Source organism: Amycolatopsis sp. NPDC058340, from assembly GCF_042723975.1.
Taxonomy (GTDB): domain Bacteria; phylum Actinomycetota; class Actinomycetes; order Mycobacteriales; family Pseudonocardiaceae; genus Amycolatopsis.
On sequence record NZ_JBHXIB010000005.1, the window covers coordinates 1 to 18996 of the forward strand.

19 protein-coding genes and 1 pseudogene are annotated in these 18996 nt (G+C 68.5%); 4 read left to right on the plus strand and 16 right to left on the minus strand.

Annotated elements, in window-relative coordinates; translation table 11 throughout:
* Positions 1-49: 49 nt before the first annotated feature.
* The 8 genes from ACFWIW_RS08230 to ACFWIW_RS08265 form a co-directional block, all read right to left on the minus strand.
* Complete coding sequence (locus tag ACFWIW_RS08230; protein WP_378367793.1) at positions 50-1240, minus strand: ABC transporter permease; 1191 nt, start codon at positions 1238-1240, stop codon at positions 50-52.
* The gene (locus ACFWIW_RS08235) at positions 1237-2163 is read right to left on the minus strand and encodes an ABC transporter ATP-binding protein (RefSeq protein WP_378367794.1); all 927 of its coding nucleotides are present in this window, start codon (positions 2161-2163) and stop codon (positions 1237-1239) included. Before ACFWIW_RS08235 ends, ACFWIW_RS08230 begins: the two co-directional genes overlap by 4 nt.
* Positions 2160-2390: a hypothetical protein gene (locus tag ACFWIW_RS08240; RefSeq protein WP_378367795.1), complete on the minus strand. Its 231-nt coding sequence runs from the start codon at positions 2388-2390 to the stop codon at positions 2160-2162. Before ACFWIW_RS08240 ends, ACFWIW_RS08235 begins: the two co-directional genes overlap by 4 nt.
* Positions 2387-2851 (minus strand): hypothetical protein, encoded by a 465-nt coding sequence (locus ACFWIW_RS08245; protein WP_378367796.1) that lies wholly within the window; start codon positions 2849-2851, stop codon positions 2387-2389. Before ACFWIW_RS08245 ends, ACFWIW_RS08240 begins: the two co-directional genes overlap by 4 nt.
* Positions 2848-3384 carry a hypothetical protein gene (locus ACFWIW_RS08250; protein ID WP_378367797.1) on the minus strand — a complete coding sequence of 179 codons (537 nt, stop codon included), beginning with the start codon at positions 3382-3384 and terminating at the stop codon, positions 2848-2850. The genes ACFWIW_RS08245 and ACFWIW_RS08250 overlap by 4 nt, the downstream gene beginning before the upstream one ends.
* A complete protein-coding gene (locus ACFWIW_RS08255; protein WP_005155992.1) occupies positions 3381-3650 on the minus strand; it encodes a helix-turn-helix transcriptional regulator in 270 nt (89 codons plus the stop codon). Before ACFWIW_RS08255 ends, ACFWIW_RS08250 begins: the two co-directional genes overlap by 4 nt.
* An 81-nt stretch (positions 3651-3731) precedes the next feature.
* Complete coding sequence (locus ACFWIW_RS08260) at positions 3732-5273, minus strand: glycerol-3-phosphate dehydrogenase/oxidase (protein WP_378367798.1); 1542 nt, start codon at positions 5271-5273, stop codon at positions 3732-3734.
* Positions 5270-5833: a TetR/AcrR family transcriptional regulator gene (locus ACFWIW_RS08265; RefSeq protein ID WP_240601319.1), complete on the minus strand. Its 564-nt coding sequence runs from the start codon at positions 5831-5833 to the stop codon at positions 5270-5272. The genes ACFWIW_RS08260 and ACFWIW_RS08265 overlap by 4 nt, the downstream gene beginning before the upstream one ends.
* Before the next feature lie 97 nt (positions 5834-5930).
* Here ACFWIW_RS08265 and ACFWIW_RS08270 point away from each other — a divergent pair, with 97 nt between their 5' ends.
* A complete protein-coding gene (locus ACFWIW_RS08270) occupies positions 5931-7550 on the plus strand; it encodes an FAD-binding oxidoreductase (RefSeq protein WP_378367799.1) in 1620 nt (539 codons plus the stop codon).
* A gap of 118 nt (positions 7551-7668) precedes the next feature.
* Here the strand turns inward: ACFWIW_RS08270 and ACFWIW_RS08275 are convergent.
* The 5 genes and pseudogenes from ACFWIW_RS08275 to ACFWIW_RS08295 form a co-directional block, all read right to left on the minus strand.
* Positions 7669-8277, minus strand: a pseudogene (locus ACFWIW_RS08275) (gamma-glutamylcyclotransferase family protein); the annotation flags it as partial.
* Positions 8271-9365, minus strand: coding sequence for an S-(hydroxymethyl)mycothiol dehydrogenase (locus tag ACFWIW_RS08280; RefSeq protein WP_378367800.1), 1095 nt, complete (start codon positions 9363-9365; stop codon positions 8271-8273). The pseudogene ACFWIW_RS08275 and the gene ACFWIW_RS08280, both read right to left, overlap by 7 nt.
* A gap of 81 nt (positions 9366-9446) precedes the next feature.
* Positions 9447-10712 (minus strand): C39 family peptidase, encoded by a 1266-nt coding sequence (locus ACFWIW_RS08285; RefSeq protein WP_378367801.1) that lies wholly within the window; start codon positions 10710-10712, stop codon positions 9447-9449.
* 74 nt (positions 10713-10786) lie between these two features.
* Positions 10787-11188 (minus strand): PaaI family thioesterase, encoded by a 402-nt coding sequence (locus ACFWIW_RS08290; RefSeq protein ID WP_240599543.1) that lies wholly within the window; start codon positions 11186-11188, stop codon positions 10787-10789.
* A gap of 112 nt (positions 11189-11300) precedes the next feature.
* Positions 11301-13022: a TIGR03767 family metallophosphoesterase gene (locus tag ACFWIW_RS08295; protein ID WP_378367802.1), complete on the minus strand. Its 1722-nt coding sequence runs from the start codon at positions 13020-13022 to the stop codon at positions 11301-11303.
* Between the two features lie 175 nt (positions 13023-13197).
* Between ACFWIW_RS08295 and ACFWIW_RS08300 the strand changes: the two genes are divergently transcribed.
* Entirely contained in the window at positions 13198-13632 is a 435-nt protein-coding gene (locus tag ACFWIW_RS08300) for a hypothetical protein (protein WP_038508000.1), read from the plus strand.
* A 481-nt stretch (positions 13633-14113) separates the two neighbouring features.
* On the opposite strand, the gene ACFWIW_RS08305 is transcribed toward ACFWIW_RS08300, so the two are convergent.
* Positions 14114-14713, minus strand: a complete 600-nt coding sequence (locus ACFWIW_RS08305) for a TetR/AcrR family transcriptional regulator C-terminal domain-containing protein (RefSeq protein ID WP_378367803.1) — start codon at positions 14711-14713, stop codon at positions 14114-14116.
* A gap of 58 nt (positions 14714-14771) precedes the next feature.
* Here ACFWIW_RS08305 and ACFWIW_RS08310 point away from each other — a divergent pair, with 58 nt between their 5' ends.
* Positions 14772-15221 carry a hypothetical protein gene (locus ACFWIW_RS08310; RefSeq protein ID WP_378367804.1) on the plus strand — a complete coding sequence of 150 codons (450 nt, stop codon included), beginning with the start codon at positions 14772-14774 and terminating at the stop codon, positions 15219-15221.
* Here ACFWIW_RS08310 and ACFWIW_RS08315 read toward each other — a convergent pair.
* Positions 15190-16452, minus strand: a complete 1263-nt coding sequence (locus tag ACFWIW_RS08315; protein ID WP_378367805.1) for an ABC transporter substrate-binding protein — start codon at positions 16450-16452, stop codon at positions 15190-15192. The genes ACFWIW_RS08310 and ACFWIW_RS08315 overlap by 32 nt on opposite strands.
* A gap of 97 nt (positions 16453-16549) precedes the next feature.
* A complete protein-coding gene (locus ACFWIW_RS08320) occupies positions 16550-18187 on the minus strand; it encodes a long-chain fatty acid--CoA ligase (RefSeq protein WP_378367806.1) in 1638 nt (545 codons plus the stop codon).
* A gap of 450 nt (positions 18188-18637) precedes the next feature.
* Between ACFWIW_RS08320 and mihF the strand changes: the two genes are divergently transcribed.
* Positions 18638-18949 carry an integration host factor, actinobacterial type gene (mihF, locus tag ACFWIW_RS08325; RefSeq protein WP_005155963.1) on the plus strand — a complete coding sequence of 104 codons (312 nt, stop codon included), beginning with the start codon at positions 18638-18640 and terminating at the stop codon, positions 18947-18949.
* The last annotated feature ends 47 nt before the right edge of the window (positions 18950-18996 follow it).

Below are 18996 nucleotides of genomic sequence, written 5' to 3' on the forward strand. Positions count from 1 at the left end.
CCCTTCCCTCGGCTGAGCCGAGGGAAGGGGGCCTTCACGCGCGAAACGGTCAGCCGCGCAGGGCTTCCGAAAGCTTGATCCGGCTGCCCACCCGCAGGACGCTGTTCTGGTAGATCCGCGCGCCCAGCCAGGTGAAGAGGGCGATGGCGCCCACGGTCAGGCCCAGCGACGCCACGATCTCCCACACCTCGACGGTGCCGGCCGCGATCCGCGCGGGCATCAGCACCGGGGACAGCAGCGGCACCAGGGAAAGCACCTTCGTCCCCGTGCCTTCCGGCGCCTGAGCCAACAGGTTGAAGCCGACGACGAAGCCGAGGATCAGCACGATGTTGACCGGCCCGATCACCGACTGGGTGTCCTCCTGCCGGGAGACCAGCGAACCCATGGCGCCGTAGACGGTGGCGTACAGGAGGAACCCGAGCAGGTACCACACCACACCCCACAGCAGGGCGCTCGTCGCGACCCCGGACAGCGTCAGCACGTCGGTCGCCGAAGCGACGATGAACCCGGCGCCGCCGATGATCACGAGCTGCGTCAGCCCGACCAGGCCGAGCCCGATCACCTTGCCCAGCAACAGATGCCACGGCCGCACCGTGGACAGCAGGATCTCCACCACCCGGCTGGACTTCTCTTCGACCACGCCCTGCGCGACCAGCGTCCCGTAGGTCACGATGCTCATGTACAGCAGCACCGCCACGATCAGCCCGATGACCATCCGCTGCGACTTCTCGGGGTCAGGCGGTTTGATCGAGTCGACCTCGACCTGCGTCTGGTGGACCGTCCGCATCACCTCGTCGGGCGTCTTCTGCGCCTCGGAAAGGATGCCGTTCAACACTTCCTGCTGGGAAACGCCGTTCAGCAGCGCGCGCAGTTTGGTGTCCAATTCGGACTTGACGAGCACCTTCAGCTCGGTGGCGTTGCCGGACAGCAGCGCGTCGAGATCGCCGTTCTCGACCTGCGACCGGCCCTGTGCCGGATCGGCGACGGTGACGGTCTCGATCTTTTCGCCGATGGCCTCGCCCGCGGTCTTGAGCTGCTGCGCGATCCCGGCGGTCTGGCCGGTGAGACCGACCTTGCTCTTGTCCTCGTTGCTGATCAGCGTCGACTGCAGCAGGACGTAACCCATCAGCATGACCAGCAGCACGGCGGTGCCGACCACGAAGGACCTGGTGCGCAGCCGGGTGTTCAGCTCGCGTTTGGCGATGAGCCAGACCGCGCGCCATGAGGAAACGGTGTTCATGCGGAAACTCCCTGTGCCGCCGGCTTTTCCGCGACGGCGTCGCGGAAAAGCTCGGTCAGCGAACGCCTGCGTTTGCTGAATTCGGTGACCGGCCCGGTCGCCAGCGCCGCGGCGAGCACGGCCTGATCGTCGGCACCCGTCTCGAGTTCGAGGATCGTCGTCTGGCCGTTCTGCTCGACCGTCCGGACACCGGGGACGGCCGAAGCCCAGCCGGGTGCGGCGCCGGGCGCGGTGACGACGAGCCCGTTGCCCGCGCCGGCGGTCAGCTCCCCGACGGTGCCGGAAGCGACCATCCGTCCACTTCGGATGATGCCGACCCGATCGCACAGCCGCTCGACCAGATCCAGCTGGTGACTGGAGAACACCACCGGCACGCCGGTCGCGGCCTTCTCGCGCAGCACGCCGCTCATCACGTCCACGGCCAGCGGGTCGAGGCCCGAGAACGGCTCGTCCAGCACGAGGACCTTCGGATCGTGCACCAGCGCCGCGGCGAGCTGCACGCGCTGCTGGTTGCCGAGGCTCAGCTTCTGCACCTCGTCCTTGCGCCGTTCGGTCAGCCCGAGCCTGGCGATCCAGTTCTCGGCGCTGCGGTGGGCGTCGTTGGCCGACATCCCGTGCAGCTCGGCGAGATAGACCAGCTGCTCCAGCACCTTCATCTTCGGGTACAGCCCGCGTTCCTCCGGCATGTACCCGATATGGGTGCGGGTCTCGTGGGTGATCGGGGCGCCACCGAAGCGCACCTGGCCGGAGTCGGCCGCCAGCACCCCGAGCACGATCCGCATCGTGGTGGTCTTGCCAGCGCCGTTGCTGCCGACGAAGCCGAACAGCTCACCGGGCTGGACCTCGAAGCTCACCTCGTCCAGCGCCACCTTCGCGCCGTAGCGCTTGGAGATCTTGTCGATCTCCAGCTTCCCCTCGCTCATTTCCACTTCCCCTCCTCGAAATACCGCACCAGCGCCGCGAATCCCCGATGGACGCCGGAAACCGTGCGGTTCCGCTCGATCAGCCCGTCGAGCTTGACGTTGCCCACCACCGACGTGGCCCGGTACACCAGGACCGCCCGGCTCGCTCCGGCGAGCACCCCGCCCGCCACCAGCACGACGGCGACCACGCCGATGGAAACCTTGTGCCGCTTCTTGTCCCCGGTCATGCCGGAGCCACCCCCTCGAAGTCGGTGTAGTCCTCGGGATCGTCGTCCGGCAGCCGCCACGCGAGCCACAGTGCCGGTAGCGACGTCCCGAAGACGAACAACGCCGCTGTCATCGCGGACAGCAGGGAACCGGAATCCGGTTGCCCCGCCGCGTAAAGCCCGTACCCGAGATCCACCAGCATCAGCACGCAGATCCCTTGGAACGCAGCGTAGTGCGCGCGGTCCCGCAACAGCAGCTCGCGTTCGTCGAGATCCTTCACGGCGGAGCCGGGTCTGCCGACGGCCTTGCGCAGCACCGCCACGGTGCCGACACAGAGACACAATCCGGGCCCCATCAGGCCGATGGCGAACCACAAGGTCGGCTCACGCAGCAGGGCGGCGCCGGCGATCACGACCAGATGGCCGATCACGGCCGCGACGGCGAGACGACGGCGATCCGATCGTGTCCGGGTGATGGTCATACGGGGCTCACCCCTTCGAAATCCTCGGGGTCGTCGTCGGGCAGCGACCAGCCGAGGATGATGGCGGACACCGTGGTGCCGGTGATCAGCAGCGCGCAGGCCATCATCGCGCCGCCGCCCTTGGGGCCGGGGACCAGGAGGCCGTACAGCACCGCGAACAGCATCATCGTCACCAGGATCTGGTAGCTGACATAGGTGACGCGGTGGCGCATCTCCCGCTCGCGCTCGTCGAGCCGCATCGAGAAACCGCCGCTCATCTTGCCGGTGAGGATGCGAAGCAGGTACTGCGCGCCGCCCGCCACGACGCCTCCGCCGAGCCAGCACACGAGAAAGGCTCCGTTCTGGCCAGTCTGGTAGAAGACGGCTCCGGCGATCAGGACCAGATCGCCCGCGACCACCAGCACACTCAACGCCCGCCGCCGTTTCCGCGTGCGCCACGTCGGCAACTTCAGCGCTCGCTTGCGTTCTACCTCGTCCAGCCGTTCCTGCTGGCGGTCCCAGTACGCCGCGAGACGGCCTCGCTCCTCGCTCATGTTCCCCCCTCCCGGTAGACCTGAGTGGACAGCGGCGTGAACGGTTCGCGGCTGAACACGGCCTCGACCGGGAGGTCGAACACCGCGCAGATGCGGAACGCCAGGTCCAGGCTCGGGTAGTGGTCTCCCCGTTCGAGCGCGCCGATGGTCTGCGGGTTGACCTCGACGGCCGTCGCGAGGGCGGCCCTGCTCAGTCCACGCTCGGCCCGGAGCACGGGAAGCCGGTTGTAGATCGGCAGCTCTTTGCCGCGTCTTACCGGGCTCATGGAACATACTGTTGCAAAAACCCAACGACTCGTCAAGCTGAGGGCATGACTCACCGCATTTAGAGGACTAAATGCGGGAGGTCAGGCGAGGCCGGCGAGCGATTTGCCGACAAGCTCCTGGACGCGGGCGCGGGCGGCCTCGGCGTCGGGGGCGACCAGGCCGAGCCGGGTGCGGCGTTCCAGGACGTCCTCGACGTCGAGCGCGCCTTCGTGCCGGACGGCCCACACGACCTCCGCCGCGCTGATGTCGGTCCCGTCGAACAGGGGCAGCCCCAGTTCCGGGTCGACTTCGCCGAGTGCCGCGACCCGCGGTGCTTCGGTGCCGTACTTCGCGACCAGCCGAGCTGGCGCGTCCACAGTGGACAGACGGTCACGCGGGGTCGCGCCCAGCAACGGGAGCCTGGACGTGGTCGACGGCCCGGCGAGCAGTCCGGACCGCTTCAGTGCGGCGTCGACGGCGTCTTCGGCCATCTTCCGGTACGTCGTCAGCTTGCCGCCGACGACGGTGAGCACGCCATCGGCTCCGGTCACCACCGCGTGCTTGCGCGAAAGATCGGCGCTCCTCCCACCGCCGCCTTCGACCAGCGGCCGCAGCCCGGCGAACGTGCCCGCGACGTCGGCGCGGGTCAGCGGGCGGGTGAACGCCGTCGACGCCACTTCGAGCAGGAAGTCCACATCGGACTCCGGCACGGCAGGCACGCGCGGCACCGGGCCGTCGGTCGGTTCGTCGGTGACGCCGACGAACACCCGGCCGTCCGGTTGTGGCAGCAGGAAGACGAAGCGGTTGTTCTCGCCGGGAACGGGCACGTTGACCGACGTCGCGCCGATCCGCGCCGCTCCTGAGGTCAGGACGAGGTGCGAGCCGCGAGACGGCCGCAGCCGCACCGACTCCGCCAGCTCGCCGGCCCAGACACCCGTCGCGTTGATCACCTGCCGGGCGTGGATCTCGATCTCCTGCCCGGTGAGCCTGTCCCGCGCCAGCACCGATTCCGCGCCGAGCCGGAGCGCCTCGACCCTGGTGAGGATCTTCGCGCCGCGTGCCGCGGCCGTGCGGGCGAGACTCACCACCAGGCGCGCGTCGTCGGTCAGCGCGCCGTCGTAGGCCAGCAGCGCCCCGCGCAGGCCTCGCGGGGACAGGCCGGGCGCGAGCGCCAGCGCCTCCGCGGCCGGGACCGACCTCGGCCGGGGCAGCACCGACGCCGGGGTCCCGGCCGCGCGGCGAAGGCCGTCACCGGCCACGAGGCCGGTCATGATGAAGGCCTGCTGACCGCGAGAGGTCTCGCGGTACATGGGGAACAGCTGCGGGATCGCCCTGGTGAGATGCGGGGCGGTGCGGGTCATCAGTATCCCGCGTTCGACGGCGCTTTCGTGCGCCAGCGCCAGATCGCCCTTGGCGAGGTACCGGAGCCCGCCGTGGACCAGCTTGCTGGACCAGCGCGACGTGCCGTACGCCAGGTCGTACGCCTCGATCAGGGCCACCGAGAGCCCGCGCGCGGCCGCGTCCAGCGCGATCCCGGTGCCGGTGACGCCGCCGCCGACCACCACCAGATCGACCCGCTCGCCGCCGGCCAGCGCCGTGAGTTCCCGGTCGCGCCGCAGGGCGTTGAGCGAGCCCGGCGTCACGGGCGCAGCGCCGCGTCGAGCACGTGGGCGAACTCCGTCATCAGCGCCTTCTCGTTCACGTCCGTGGTGGCGGGACGGTACGAGAACGCGAAGGACTGGATGAGCAGCAGCAAGGTGCGAGCCTGCGAAGCCAGGTCACCCTTGCGGATCGAGCCGTCCTCGTGGCCCGACTTCAGCAGGTGCAGGATCACGCCTTCGGCGAAGCGCTGGGTCTTCCCGAACCGCTCGACGATGTAGGGCAGGACCAGTTCCGAATCGAGGTCCAGCAGGGTGCGGAACAGCGGGTCGCCCGACAGCGCGGCGACGGCGGCCGAAGAACTCTGGACGAGCTTCTCGCGGAAGTGGGCGGGCTCGACCTCTGGTTCCGCGGCGCCCTGCAGCAGGCCGCCGAACTCACGGGTCATGAGGGTCGCGAGCACGCTGCGCACGTCCGGGAACCGGCGATAGACGGTCATCCGGCTGACCTTGGCGGTCCTGGCGATCTCGGCGAGGGTGGTCCGCCGCACGCCGACGGCGAGCACGCACTTCTTCGCGGCGTCGAGCAGAACGTCGTCGGACACACGCGTCGAGGCCTGGCGGGATCGCGTGTCCGCCAGCGCCGAAACGCCTGTTTCCGCAGGTGAGTGACGTTTTACGTGCATATGTAACACTGTAGTCGTGACCGAGCTTATTGACCACCGGTTAAGACGATCCTGGACGTCCGAGGCCGGTGACGCCGCCCACCTTCCGGCCAAGGCCCTGAGGTGGCTCGTCCAGCGTATCGGGCCGTTGGGCTCCGCGGCGCCCTTCGCGCCCGATTCGGCGCTGTCCGTTCCCGAACCGGTGCTGGACGAACGGCCCAAGCGAGACCTCGAGGAACTCGTCGGCGCCGAGTACGTCCTGACGGCGCCGGGGGAACGGCTCGCGCGGGCCAGTGGTCTGTCCTATCTGGACTTGATGCGGCGCCGGGGGTTCGGTGATTTCCCGGTGCCGGACGCGGTCGTCCTGCCGGAGAATCCCGCCGAAGTCCAGTCGGTGCTGGAAATCTGCGCACGGTACGACGTCGGCGTCGTCCCGTTCGGTGGCGGGACTTCGGTGGTCGGCGGGGTCGCCGCGCTGCGCGGGGACAAAACCGCGGTGATCGCGCTCGACCTCACCCGGCTCGGCGAACTGGTCTCCGTCGATCCCGTGTCCCGGATCGCGGTCCTGCAGGCGGGGGTCACCGGCCCGGAGGCCGATCGGCTGCTCGCCGAGCACGGCTTCACCCTCGGGCACGTGCCGCAGTCCTACGAACGTGCCACCATCGGCGGCTTCGCCGCGACCCGGTCCGCCGGGCAGGCCTCGTCGGGCTACGGCCGGTTCGAGGACATGGTCAAGGGCGTCCGGCTCGCGACCCCGTGCGGGGAATGGAAACTCGGCGTCGCGCCGGCCTCGGCCGCGGGACCCGATCTGCGGCACCTCGCCATCGGCAGTGAGGGCACGCTCGGCGTGATCACCGAGGTCGCCCTCCGCGTCCGGCCGGTGCCGGAAGTACGCCGCTACGAGGGTTTCGTCCTCGACGGCTGGGAGAAGGGCACCGACGCGGTCCGCGAACTCGCCCAGCGGCACGTGCTCGCGGACGTGACGCGACTGTCCGATGTGGACGAGAGCGAGGTTTCGCTGGCGCTCAACGACAGTTTGAAGACCAAGGCGCTGCGCCGGTACCTCAAGGCGCGCGGAGTGCACGCGCCCTGCCTGCTGATCGTCGGCTGGGAAGGCGCGTCGAAACGCGAGGTCGCCCAGCGCCGCCGGGAGACCACCCGTGTACTGGCGGAGTTCGGCGCCGTCCGTATCGGAACCGCGCTCGGCGAGTCCTGGCGCCGCGGCCGGTTCTCCGGACCTCGGCAGCGAGACGCCTTGATGGACAACGGGGTCTGCGTCGAAACCCTGGAAACCGCCGCGTACTGGGCGGAACTGAGCGACCTGCGGGACGCGGTCCGCGCCGCGCTCACCGCGACGCTCGGCAACGCCATCATCATGTGCCACGTCTCGCACGCCTACGAAACGGGCGCGTCGCTGTACTTCACCGTGCTCACCCCGCGCGACGAGGCCGACCCGATCGCCCAATGGCAGCGGGCGAAGGCGGCGGCCTCGGAGGCGATCACCGGTATCGGCACGATCTCGCACCACCACGCCGTCGGTGTCGACCACGCGCGCTACCTGGCGGCGGAGATCGGCGAGCTCGGCGTCGAAGTGTTGCGGGCGGCGAAGAAGGCCGTCGACCCGAGCGGGATCCTCAATCCCGGGAAGCTTCTCTGAGCCGGTTGGCGGAGCTGAGAGACTTTCCGGAAAGTGACTCAACGCGTGAACCCGCCCTGCCGACGTCGATCGCGGACGCGGGTTCACCGACAGATTCTCTGCTCAGCGTCCCGGCCTCGACCAGCGTGCAGTCCAGACCGTGTGTTTCGGCGGGGATCCCGTCCAGCGCCGCGGCCCGGCGCTGTTCGAGGTCGGCGACGCGGATATGCCTGCCGTCCACCAGGATCGGCAGCCGGATGTCCGCGGCGCCGACGTACGTCACCACGTCGTCGAGCACGGTGCCGTCGTCGAGGGTGATGGCCGGGGCGGTCAGCCGCACCAGGTTGTAGCGCATGCCGTTGCCCTCGCATCGGTCGAGCACGGCCAGCTGTTCGGGCGTCGCGAACCAGACGGCGTGCTCCTCGACGACGCCCGGCGCGGCGGCCAGCGTCGCGGGGCGTTGCCCGTCACGGAACCGGAGCCCGGACGCCCAGACGGCGGCGAGATCGGTGCAGCGCGCGTGGCAGACGACGACCGGCCCCTCCAGGCCCATGTTCTCCCGCAGCCAGGTGATCTTGGACGGGCACGCGTTCGAGCCGTAGGCGAGCACGGCTTGGCGCCGGCGCCAGCCCTCTGGCGCGGTGTCGAGGCTGTGGCCGGCACCGTCGAAGTGGACGAAGGAATGCCCTGGCCGCGCACCCGGATACGGATCGGCCGGGAAATCGGCGTCGGTGAAGAGTTTCACCACGTCACCACGCTGCGCAGGACGTCTCCGTGATGCATGCGCTCGAAGGCCTGCTCGACGCCGTCGACGCCGATCCGCTCGGTGACGAACTTGTCGAGCGGGAGCCTGCCCTGCAGGTAGAGGTCGATCAGCATCGGGAAATCCCGCGAGGGCAGGCAATCGCCGTACCACGACGACTTGAGCGAGCCGCCGCGCGAGAAGAAGTCGATCAGCGGCAGATCCAGCCGCATGTCGGGGGTCGGGACGCCGACGAGCACCACCGTGCCCGCCAGGTCGCGCCCGTAGAACGCCTGCCGCCACGTTTCGGGCCTGCCGACCGCGTCGATCACGACGTCGGCGCCGAACGAATCGGTGAACTCCCGGATCGCCTCGACGACCTGGTCTTCGCTCAGCCCTTTGCTGTTCAGCGTGTGCGTGGCGCCGAAGTCCTTCGCCCAGGCGAGTTTCCGGTCGTCGGTGTCGACGGCGACGATGGTCTTCGCGCCCGCCAGGTTCGCCCCCGCGATCGCGGCGTCACCGACACCGCCACAGCCGATGACCGCGACGGAATCGCCCCGGCTCACCGCACCGGTGTTCAGCGCGGCGCCGAGACCGGCCATCACCCCGCAGCCGAGCAGCCCGGCGACGGCGGGCTCGGCGGCGGGGTCGACCTTCGTGCACTGTCCACTGTGGACGAGCGTCTTTTCGAGGAACGCCCCGACGCCGAGCGCCGGTGACAGGGCGGTGCCGTCGGCCAGTGTCATCGGCTGGGCGGCGTTGAACGTGGAGAAGCAGTACCAGGGCCTGCCCCGGCGGCAGGCGCGGCAGGTGCCGCAGACCGCGCGCCAGTTCAGGATCACGTAGTCGCCCGGTTCGAGGTCCGTGACGCCGTCGCCGACGGCCTCCACGAACCCCGCCGCCTCGTGGCCGAGCAGGAACGGGAACCCGTCGTTGATCCCGCCCTCGCGGTAGTGCAGGTCGGTATGGCAGACACCGCACGCCTTGACCGAGACGACGGCCTCGCCGGGCCCGGGATCGGGCACCGTCACGGATTCCAGCGAGACCGGCTCACCCTTGGCGCGGGAAACGACGCCCTGGACCTCGTACGGCATGCCCACCTCCGAGTCGACGAACCTCCGAGCTTGCCATGTGGGCGGCCCGGATCGCGACATCCGCTCGGGTGCGGTAACGATTCAGTGCCCGGGCGTGATGATGTAGGCGATGCCGCCGGGACCACTGGAAACGCCGCCGTTCGTGTTGTACCGCTTGGTGCGCTGCCAGATGGTTTCGAACTGGTGTCGTTTGTAGACGTTCCGGACCCGGTCGTTGCTGCTCGCGGCCGGGTCGTTCGCGATCACGTCACCGTCCTTGGTGAAGCCGACGACGACCATGATGTGCCCGGCGGTGCCGTAGCCCGCGCCGTCGAGTTCCTCGGCCTTGAACGACTGCGACGTGATCACCGGGATGCCGCGCGCAATGTACTTTTCGAGTTCGTTCAAGGAGTGCAAACGGGTGATGTGCCCACGCAGTCCGAGTGAAGCGGCGTACGCGGTGTTGAACGGCCAGTTGCCGGTTCCGTCGTAGGCGTAGTCGAAGGTGTAACGGGCGGCGTACGCGACGGTCGGATCGACGTAACCCTCCGGGATCCACTTCATGTCTTCGGGCTTGGGCCGTTTGCCCCAGTACTCGGCGACCATTTCGGTGGACGTCGGGCTGCACCAGTTCTCGCCGCCACCGCCGTACTCCGGGAACTGTCCTTTGTGGAGGTTCTGCGCGTAGGCGGGCACCTTGAGCTCGATGCCGGTGGCACGGCCCGGTTTCGTCGGCCGCACCTCGAAGCGGTCCGGGACCAGCGACGTCATCGCGCCGACCGACGTCACCGAAGGCGTGGCGTGGGAACCGGCCTCGCGGTACAGGCTGACCCGCAGCTGGTACGAGCGAAGCGCGACGCCCGCCTTCATGACCAGCGTGTCGACGTCGACCGCGGCGTTGGCGTCGCTCTGGCCGTCGACGCTGGTGCGCTTGATGTCGGCGTCGCCGCTCGCCCACCGGCCCATCACGTACCAGGCGGTCTCGGTACCCGACGCGGTGCGGCCCTTCGCCTCCACCTTGACCCAGGTCTTGGCGGGTGTCTTCGCGTTCCACGAAGCGACCAGCTGGGAGGCGTCGAAGCCGTGCGTGTGGCTCCGCGACGTCCACTGGCCGTATTCGTAGGTCTTCGTGGTGCCGAGCGTGGGTTCGGTGTGCTCGATCGTGCCGATCGGGCGGTCGATGCGCAGCGCGCCGCGGTCGAGGCCGAGCCCTTCGAGCCTGCCGTCGCGGAAACCGGGGTGACCGGACCATTCGTGGTAGTCGATCGACTCGTCGTCCGGGCGACCGGGACCCGCCTCCGCCGTCTGTGCCGTCACCGCGGTCATCGTCGCGATCGTCAGCAGCGTGACCAGCCCTCGTATGCGCATCCCGGCTCCATCCCTCGATTCCACCCAGTAGGGAAGGGATTTTCGCCGGTCGCGCGAGGTATGTAAACAGTTGCCTACAAGACGGCCTGAGTCTGTGTCACTTTCGCGACCAGCTTGCCCTCGTCGTCGCGGATTTCGGTCTCCACCACGATGAGCTTGCGGCCGGCGTGCAACGGCTTCGCGGTCGCCGTGGCGTGGCCGGACCGGACCGCGCGCAGGAAGTTCGTCTTCGATTCGACGGTGGTCGTGCCCTGCCCGCCCTCCGGCAGGTTGAGGAACGCGCAGACCGCGCCCGCGGAATCGGCCAGCGCCATCAGCGTGCCGCCGTGCAGTACCCCGCCGAGCGTGCAGAGCGTTTCGTCCCAGGCGATCCGGGCGCGTACGGCGGCGGGGGAGTGCTCCAGTACCTCGATGCCGAGCCGCTCGGTGAACGGCATGGTCCGGTGGAAGAGCGCGGTGCCTTCTGCGTCGGTCATGGTGCGGAGCGTGCCCGGCTCCGCGCCCCGTGTCGATTACCTCCGGGGTAACGGGCCTCGTGAGTGGTAAGGACGGTTAGAACCGTCCTTGCCACTCACGAGGCCCAAGGCGTCAGGCGAGCGGGTGGGGCAGCAGCAGTTCGGTGTTCTGGTCCTGGGCGGTGCCGACCGCGCCGAGCGAGGCGTGGATGTCGTTGTACGAGAACTCCCGGTACAGCGACGCAAGCGCTTGCGTCGAGGTGTCCGAATACGAAGCCTCGTACGGCGCGTCCGCCTCGATCAGGGTCGTGAACAGCGACAACGTGCCGTCGGCGTTGTCGGCGACCTCGATGATCCGCGCGTGCTGCGGGAAGTCGATATGCGAAGCGGTGTTGATCTCCCAGAAGCCCTGCTTCGCGGTCTTGCCGGCGTGCGGGGTGATCTTGTTGTGGTGCGTGTGCCCGTTGACCCATGCCAGCACGTTCGGGAACCGGTGCAGTAGCGAGACGAAGGTGTCGCCGTTGAGCCGGATCTCCAGCGGGTACCGCGCGTCCGGCAGCACGTTGCCCATGGTGTCGCTGGTGTGGTGGCTGAACAGGATGAACAGCTCGTCCGTCACGTTCTGCGTGACCTTGCGCCCGAAGAAGCCGTAGTACGTCGAGCTGTTGCGCTTGAGCGTGTTCTCCACCCAGGTGAACTGCCCGAGCCCGATCGAGCCGTCGGCCAGCCCGGCCATCGTCGTGGTGTCGAGGCTGATGCCGGTGATCCCGGGCGCGATGCGGAAGGTGTAGTACACGTTCCGCCCGTCGGCGTTGTTCCCGCTGAACCCGTGGCCCACCGGGCCGGGGCCGGTGTTGGCGGAGTCGAGGTGGTGCTGGACGAACTCCGCGGTGCTGAACGGCCGCCGTCGCTCGTCCGGGGTGATTTCCCGGATCGTGCCGGAGCCACCGAACAGCTCCGTGATCGGCACGCCCGAGCCGGATCCGATCGCGTTGGCGAGCTTCCGCGACGTCGTCTCGTCCTTGCCGATCACCTTGAAGCGGCCGGTGTACCAGGCGTCCATCCCCGGAAGGTCCGGCACGGTGCCGACGATGCTGTCGTCGTGGTTGCCGAAGGTGCAGAACCACGGGACGTCGAGACCGGGCGAGGTGAAGGTGTTCGACGCCGCGCCGAGCAGGCCGGGCACCTGGGGGAATCCCTTCTTCGTGTACGCGTCGTCCAGCGGTTTGCCGGGGTTCCAGTAGTGCGAGGACCCGGACGTCTGGACGCCCTCGTGCACGTCCGGGTCGCCCGAGGTCGGGTTCACCGTGCCGCCGTTGAGCACCTTGAGGAACCATTCGAGCTCGATCAGCTCGTGGTTGTCGGTGTTGTCGCCGGTGGTGACCATGAAGTCGATCGCGCGCCCGGTGAACGGGCCCGTCTTCAGGCTGTTCACCCGCTCCACCAGCGCCGTCGTCGCGACCGGGCCGAGGGTTTCCTGCGGCCGGTGCGCCGAGCCGATCAGCGGGTGCAGGTACTCGAACCGCGCCGGGCTTTCGGCGTCGGTGAAGTGCAGGTCGGTGAACTGCGCGAAGGACGCCATCGCGCGGCGCCGGTCGTCGCGGCCGGACTTCGGCGCGGCCAGATCGCCGCGGACCACGAGCGGCCAGCCGGGCCCGGCGGTCAGCCGTGTGTAGCCGGGACCGCTGGTCAGCGGGGCCGCCGCGGCTTCCAGCGTGGTGCCCGCGGTGCGCACCGCTCGGGACGCGGTGCGCGCCAGCGCCCGGTCGAGCGCGTTGGCGGTCGGCGTGCACAGCAGCAGGCCGACGCCGGCGGCGCCCGCCGCGGTGAAGGTGCGCCTGGAGATGACGGACATGGCGGTGCCCCCAGTCGTCGCGGGTGGGTGTCGCGGAAGGACGATGCCGCAAGACGTTAGCCGTGGGGTGAACGCCAGAAAAGGGTAATGCGAAAATTTGTCACGTTCGGCCGAATACGCGAGTAGCCAAGCGGGCTGGTTACGCTGGCCGCTCGACGAGCGAGGAGGTGGCCCGGTGGGTGCTTCGGCTTGGTCCGTCCGCGGCCGGTTCGACGGCGACCCGGAGGCGGCGCTGGACGCGATGAAGGCGCGGGTCTTCGAGGAGGGCGACTACCTCTGGGAAGAGGACGAACTCGGCCGCCCGGATTCGATCGACGAGCTGTACGAGGTGGAGAGCGTCCAGGAGTCCGGGACCCATTCGGTGCTCGATGTCCACGAGTTCATCAGTGCCACGGGTGAGGACGACTTCGGCACGATCCGGCCCTTGACCGACGCCGAGCTCGTCGCCGCCTTCGGCACCGAGGAGCCGTCCGTCGCCGACTTCGACGAACTCGACAAGGCCGGACGGCTGCCGTACGAGCGGCGCCCGCGCTGGAGTGCGAACTGCGCGCTGCTCTACGAGGACGACGTCGCCGTCGAGTTGGCGATCTGGGGCGTGTCCGGCGACTAGGCCGGGCATCGCGAGGCGTCACCCCCGTGCGTCTGCCGTGACCGGACCGGTCGCGCGCGACCGTGTGGATTTCTGGTCATCTAACGCCCCAAAATCCACACAGTCGTTGCCCTGGGGAAGGAGTTGAACTCCGCCCTCTCGCGTCGCGAGAAAAGTCCCTTCGCCTGTGGCTGGCGACTGGAGCCGAGTCCCATGAGGCGTCTGGGTTCAAGTGGTCGTGAGCGTCGATTCGTGTTCTAACCCGAATCGCCACTCACGAGGTTTGCCGGGCCGAGGCTTGGCTTGCGCGGTGATCTGGGTCCGAGTTCGACGGTGGTGCGTCGGGCGCGTTGGTGACGTGGCACCGCACTCGCGTGATCGAAGGCGGAACTCGCGTGATCAGGGGCGGAACACCCCGAGTGCGGCATCCAGTCACGCGAGTCGCGTCTCTGATCACGCGAGTTACGCCTTCACGGACGTTCGGACCCACGGCCGCCGGGAACTAGAGCCGCGCTTCGAGCCCGTCGAGGATCACCTCGACACCCAGCTCGAAGACGTCCTCGCCGCTCTGCGTCCCGAAGGCGCGCCCCAGCCTGCTCACGTGCGGATAGGCTTCAAGCCGTGCGAGGAATCCCTCGTCCGGCTTCCGCGCGGGAAGCGTTTCGACCGACGCGAGTACGTGCGCGGTGAGCAGTCGCGAAATCCCGGCGGTGTCGTCCTCGGCGAAGCCCGCTTCCAACAGGATCCGCGCCGTCGTCTCGATGTGGCCCAGCCGATGCGGCCCGGTCGGCGGCCGCTCGCGCAGCAGCGCGGCCGCGTCCCGGTGACGCAGCAGCAGTGCGCGGAACTGGCGGAGTCCGCTCGCGAGCTGGTCGCGCCACGGCAGGGTCCGGTCGATCTCGAAGGCGTCGGCGCAAATCGCTTCGGCGACGAGGTCCAGCAGTTCCGCTTTGTCCTTCACGTGCCAGTACAGCGTCGGTGAGCTGACGCCGAGCTTCGCCGCCAGCCGACGGGTCGTCAGCTCCGCGAGGCCGGACTCGTCGAGCAGTTCGACGGCCGCCTCGGTGATCTTGGCGAGGTCGAGCGAGCCTTTGCGTGCCACCCGTGGACTCTATCAGTGATAGATTTGTCTCTATCACTGATAGAGAACGGGGGAAGTGATGCTCTGGCCACCGAAGATCCGCCTGGTCACGGTGCTCTGCTCGATCGTCTTCGTACTCGGGACGACACTGCAGAACTACGTGATCATCGATCTGGACCTGATCGAGACGAGCATGCGGCTCAAGGGGGCGGACACCGCCGACGCGCCCGCGTACCTGAGCGCGTTGCGGCTGGTGGGGAACGTCTTCATCGTCGGGAACGCCTTGGGGCTGTTGGTGTGGTTCCGGTGGCGCTGGCTGTTCTGGCCGGTGCTCGCGTTCAACGTCGCCCAAGCCTTCGGCGTGTTCGTCGTGCCGTTCGAAGTGCACCGGGCGGCGATCGCCGAACACGGCTGGCCCGGGGTGCTGCCGTCGCTGGTCACCGATGGTGGCGCGGTGATCCTGTCGATCGTGCTGATCGTCGCTTACGTCCGCTCTCTCAGGCGGATAGACGACCCAGTTCGGCTTTGACGGCCTCGACGGCGGCCTTGGTCTCGTTGGCCGGGTCGGCGCCGTCGCGGGCGATCCGGCCCAGCGCGTCGACGAGCGCGGTGTTCGCCGCCGGTGTCCACAGTGGACCTGCGGCGCGCCCGTTCTCCTTGACCAGCTTCGCGGCGTCGCCCGCCGCGGTGACCTTGTCGAGCACGCTCAGCCGTGCGGGCAGATGGAAACCGAACTTGGTGGCGAACTCCTGCTGGAAGTCGACGCGTTCCAGCCACAGCCATTTGACGAAATCCTTGGCGGCGTTGGGGTTCAGGCTTTTGGCGTGCACCATCGCGCTCAACCCGCCGACCGGCACGGACGGCGCGCCCGCCGCGTCGAGGCGCGGGAAGGCCAGCACGCCGAAGTCGTCCTTCAAGGTGTCCTGGATCTTCGGCAGGTTCCACAGCCAGGTCCACTGCATGGCGGTGAGCCCGTCGATGAACGGCAGCGGATCCGGCCAGTCCGTCGCGGCGCCCAGCAGCATCGAACCGTTGAGCTCGTGGAGTTTCGCGAACGCGGTGGCGGTGCGCGGATCGTCGAAGCCGACGGATTTCCCGTCCTTGACGTAGTCGAACCCGGCCGACCACAGCAGCGGCCCGGCGAGCGCAGCCGCGCCCGCGTCGTTGCCGGCGAACAGGCCCTTGACACCGTCCTTGGACAGTTTCTTCGCGGCGTCGACGAGTTCGTCCAGCGTCTGGGGCGGCTGAACCTCGGCCTCCTGCAGGAAACTCTTGCGGTAGAAGAGGACCTGGGTGTCCAGTGCCTGCGGAATGCCGTAGATCTTGCCGTCGACGGTCTGTGCCGCGAGCACCGAGGGGTTGAAGTCGCCGCGCACGGGCCCGATGACGTCGTCGAGCGGGACGAGCAGGTTCTGCCGGACACGCTCGACGGTGACCTGGCCTTCGAAGACGTCCGGGACCGGGCCCGCCTGCAGCGCGGCGTTCAGTTTCGTTTCGTAGTCGTCGGGATTCCACTGCACCGCGACCTTGGACTTCTGGTACGCGGCGGCGTAACGCGTGACGGCCTCTTGGACGCCCGCTTCGGGATACGGGTGGTACCACTGCGCCAGATCGACCGGTTTCGGTTTCGGCCTGGTCACCCCGGCGGAGTAGGCCGTCGAGGGTGGCGGGTTTCCTGTTTGGACGGTGTTCGACCCGCAGGCGGAGAGCACCGTCGTCCCCGCCAGTGCCAGGAACGCCCGCCTGTTTGTCTTGCGCACCAACAAAACCCTTCGCCGAACGCCGTGAAGGCCACCTTCAGGACAGGGTCCCTCAGGTGGCCTTCACGGAAGGGCAGGCGCGCGGGAGATTAACCCGTTAGAGCTGACTGACGTCGAGTTTGCCTTCGGAGTGGAACGCCCGCAGGCGCTTCTTGTCGAACTTGCCGACACTGGTCTTCGGGACTTCGTCCACAAAGGTCCAATTCTCCGGAAGCTGCCACTTCGCGACCTTGTCGGACAAGAACTCGCGCAGTTCTTCGGCCGTGACGCTTTGGCCCTCCTTGAGCACGACGGCGACCAGCGGGCGCTCGTCCCATTTCTCGTCGGGGATGCCGACCACGGCCGCCTCGGCCACCGCGGGATGCGCCATCACCTGGTTCTCCAGGTCCACCGACGAGATCCACTCGCCGCCGGATTTGATGACGTCCTTCGCGCGGTCGGTCAGCGTGAGATAGCCGTCGGGGCTGATCTTGCCGACGTCGCCGGTGCGCAGCCAGCCGTCGTGGAACTTCTCCGGGTCGGGTTCGTCACCGGCCTTGCCGCCGTAGTAGGACGCCGCGATCCACGGGCCCTGCACCTCCAGCTCGCCGACGCTTTCGTTGTCCCACGGCAGTTCCTCGCCGTTGTCGCCGATCAGCCTGGCGCTGACGGACGCCGGGAAGCGGCCTTGGGTGTAGCGGTAGTCCCACGCCTTCTCGCCGGTCGCGGAGGCGGGCGGGCGCGCGACGCTGCCGAGCGGTGACGTCTCGGTCATGCCCCACGCGTGCAGGATCGGCACGTCGTAGCGGTCTTCGAAGGCGTGCATCAGCGACGGCGGCGCCGCCGATCCGCCGACGACGACCTCGCGCAGATGCGAGATGTCCTGCGGGTTCGCGTCGAGGTGGGAGAGCAGGCCCTGCCAGATCGTCGGGACGGCCCCGGCGAAGGTCGGCTTCTCGGCGGCGAGCATCTGCGCGATCGGCGCGGGCTGGAGGAAGCGGTCCGGCATCAGCAGCGAGGCGCCGACCATCATCGCCGCGTACGGCATGCCCCAGGCCATCGCGTGGAACATCGGGACGATCGCGAGGGCCTTGTCGTGCTGGGCCAGCCGCATGCTGTCGGACATCGTGACCTGCATCGAGTGCAGCCAGATCGACCGGTGGGAGTACGCGACACCCTTCGGGTCACCCGTGGTGCCCGACGTGTAACACATCGCGGCGGCCGAGCGCTCGTCCACCTCGGGCCAGTCGAAGGTGTCCGGCTGACCGGCCAGCAGTTCGTCGTAGGAGTGCACCTGGACGCCGTCCGGCGCGGGGAGGGTGGAGGCGTCCCCGTTGGCCACGATGACGTGGCGCACGGTCTTCAGTTCGGGCAGCTGCTTGGCCAGCAGCGGGACGAGCGTGCCGTCGACGATGACGACCTGGTCCTCGGCGTGGTTGGCGACGAAGACGAGCTGCTCGGGGAACAGCCGGATGTTCAGCGTGTGCAGCACCGCGCCCATCGCCGGGATGGCCAGGTACGCGGCCATGTGTTCGGCGTTGTTCCACATGAAGGTGCCGACGCGCTGGTCGCCGGTGATGCCCAGGCTCCGGAGCGCGTTCGCGAGCTTCGCGGCGTGCTTGCCGAGCTCGCCGTAGGTCTCCCGGCGGGCTTCTGAACCGGTCCAGGTGATGACTTCGCTCTCGGAGTGCACCGTGGTGCCGTGGCGGAGCAGCCTGCCCAGTGACAGCTGCCCGTCCTGCATCGTGCTCAACATCGCGTACTCCCGTGGTGCTCGTTCTCCGGTGAACTGGGGTTGCGCCGACTCTAATCCGGGAGGGGTGAACCGGTCAGTAACATCGCAGGCAACCGTTCGGTCACAGTGTCGCGCTAACGGGTGTTCCCCGCTTCGAGCCAAGATCATCAATAATTCGTTTTTTTCCTGCCATGAAACGAAAAATGGCTAACAGTGCGAAGTGTCGGCATCGCTCATAAGGGTGATGAACGCCGCTGAATCGCCGCCCGAAGGGTGTGTTTCCGCAGGCTGGGGCGGGTTGCCCGTGGCGTGGTCGAGGGGTAATAAGTGCGTGTCGGTTTCACGGCCGAGGAACGGGTGGCGTTTACTGGAGCCGTGGTACAGAGACGGCTGGCCAGCGCTTGCTCTTGCAAGCATGGTTAAAGGCCGTCGGCCGCGAAAGCGGAGACCTGAGATGAAAGGACTACTACGTTGGCTCTGCCCACGTTGACTCCGGAGCAGCGCGCCGATGCCCTCGCCAAGGCGGCTGAGGCTCGCAAAGCGCGCTCCGAGCTGCTTGCGTCGATCAAGTCCGGCAAGGAGAGCATCGACAAGGTGCTCAAGCAGGCCAAGGAGAACAAGACCATCGGCAAGACGAAGGTCACGCAGCTGCTGAAGGCCGTGCCCGGCCTGGGCGCGGTCAAGGTCGCCGCCCTGCTGGAGCAGGCCGGGATCGACCCGGACCGGCGTGCCGCCGGCCTGGGCGAGCGGCAGCGCGAGGCTCTTCTCGAGGCGCTGAAGTAACGCCGGGCGCGTCTCTCTTGGCCGGAGGCCTCGGATTCGCGGAGGCG

Coding starts and splice junctions, on each gene's coding strand:
- ACFWIW_RS08230 (WP_378367793.1), bottom strand. CDS start 1,240: ATGAACACCGTTTCCTCATGGCGCGCGGTCTGGCTCATCGCCAAACGC.
- ACFWIW_RS08240 (WP_378367795.1), bottom strand. CDS start 2,390: ATGACCGGGGACAAGAAGCGGCACAAGGTTTCCATCGGCGTGGTCGCC.
- ACFWIW_RS08280 (WP_378367800.1), bottom strand. CDS start 9,365: ATGCCGTACGAGGTCCAGGGCGTCGTTTCCCGCGCCAAGGGTGAGCCG.
- ACFWIW_RS08255 (WP_005155992.1), bottom strand. CDS start 3,650: ATGAGCCCGGTAAGACGCGGCAAAGAGCTGCCGATCTACAACCGGCTT.
- ACFWIW_RS08310 (WP_378367804.1), top strand. CDS start 14,772: ATGCTCTGGCCACCGAAGATCCGCCTGGTCACGGTGCTCTGCTCGATC.
- ACFWIW_RS08290 (WP_240599543.1), bottom strand. CDS start 11,188: ATGACCGACGCAGAAGGCACCGCGCTCTTCCACCGGACCATGCCGTTC.
- ACFWIW_RS08285 (WP_378367801.1), bottom strand. CDS start 10,712: ATGCGCATACGAGGGCTGGTCACGCTGCTGACGATCGCGACGATGACC.
- ACFWIW_RS08235 (WP_378367794.1), bottom strand. CDS start 2,163: ATGAGCGAGGGGAAGCTGGAGATCGACAAGATCTCCAAGCGCTACGGC.
- ACFWIW_RS08320 (WP_378367806.1), bottom strand. CDS start 18,187: ATGTTGAGCACGATGCAGGACGGGCAGCTGTCACTGGGCAGGCTGCTC.
- ACFWIW_RS08250 (WP_378367797.1), bottom strand. CDS start 3,384: ATGAGCGAGGAGCGAGGCCGTCTCGCGGCGTACTGGGACCGCCAGCAG.
- ACFWIW_RS08245 (WP_378367796.1), bottom strand. CDS start 2,851: ATGACCATCACCCGGACACGATCGGATCGCCGTCGTCTCGCCGTCGCG.
- ACFWIW_RS08295 (WP_378367802.1), bottom strand. CDS start 13,022: ATGTCCGTCATCTCCAGGCGCACCTTCACCGCGGCGGGCGCCGCCGGC.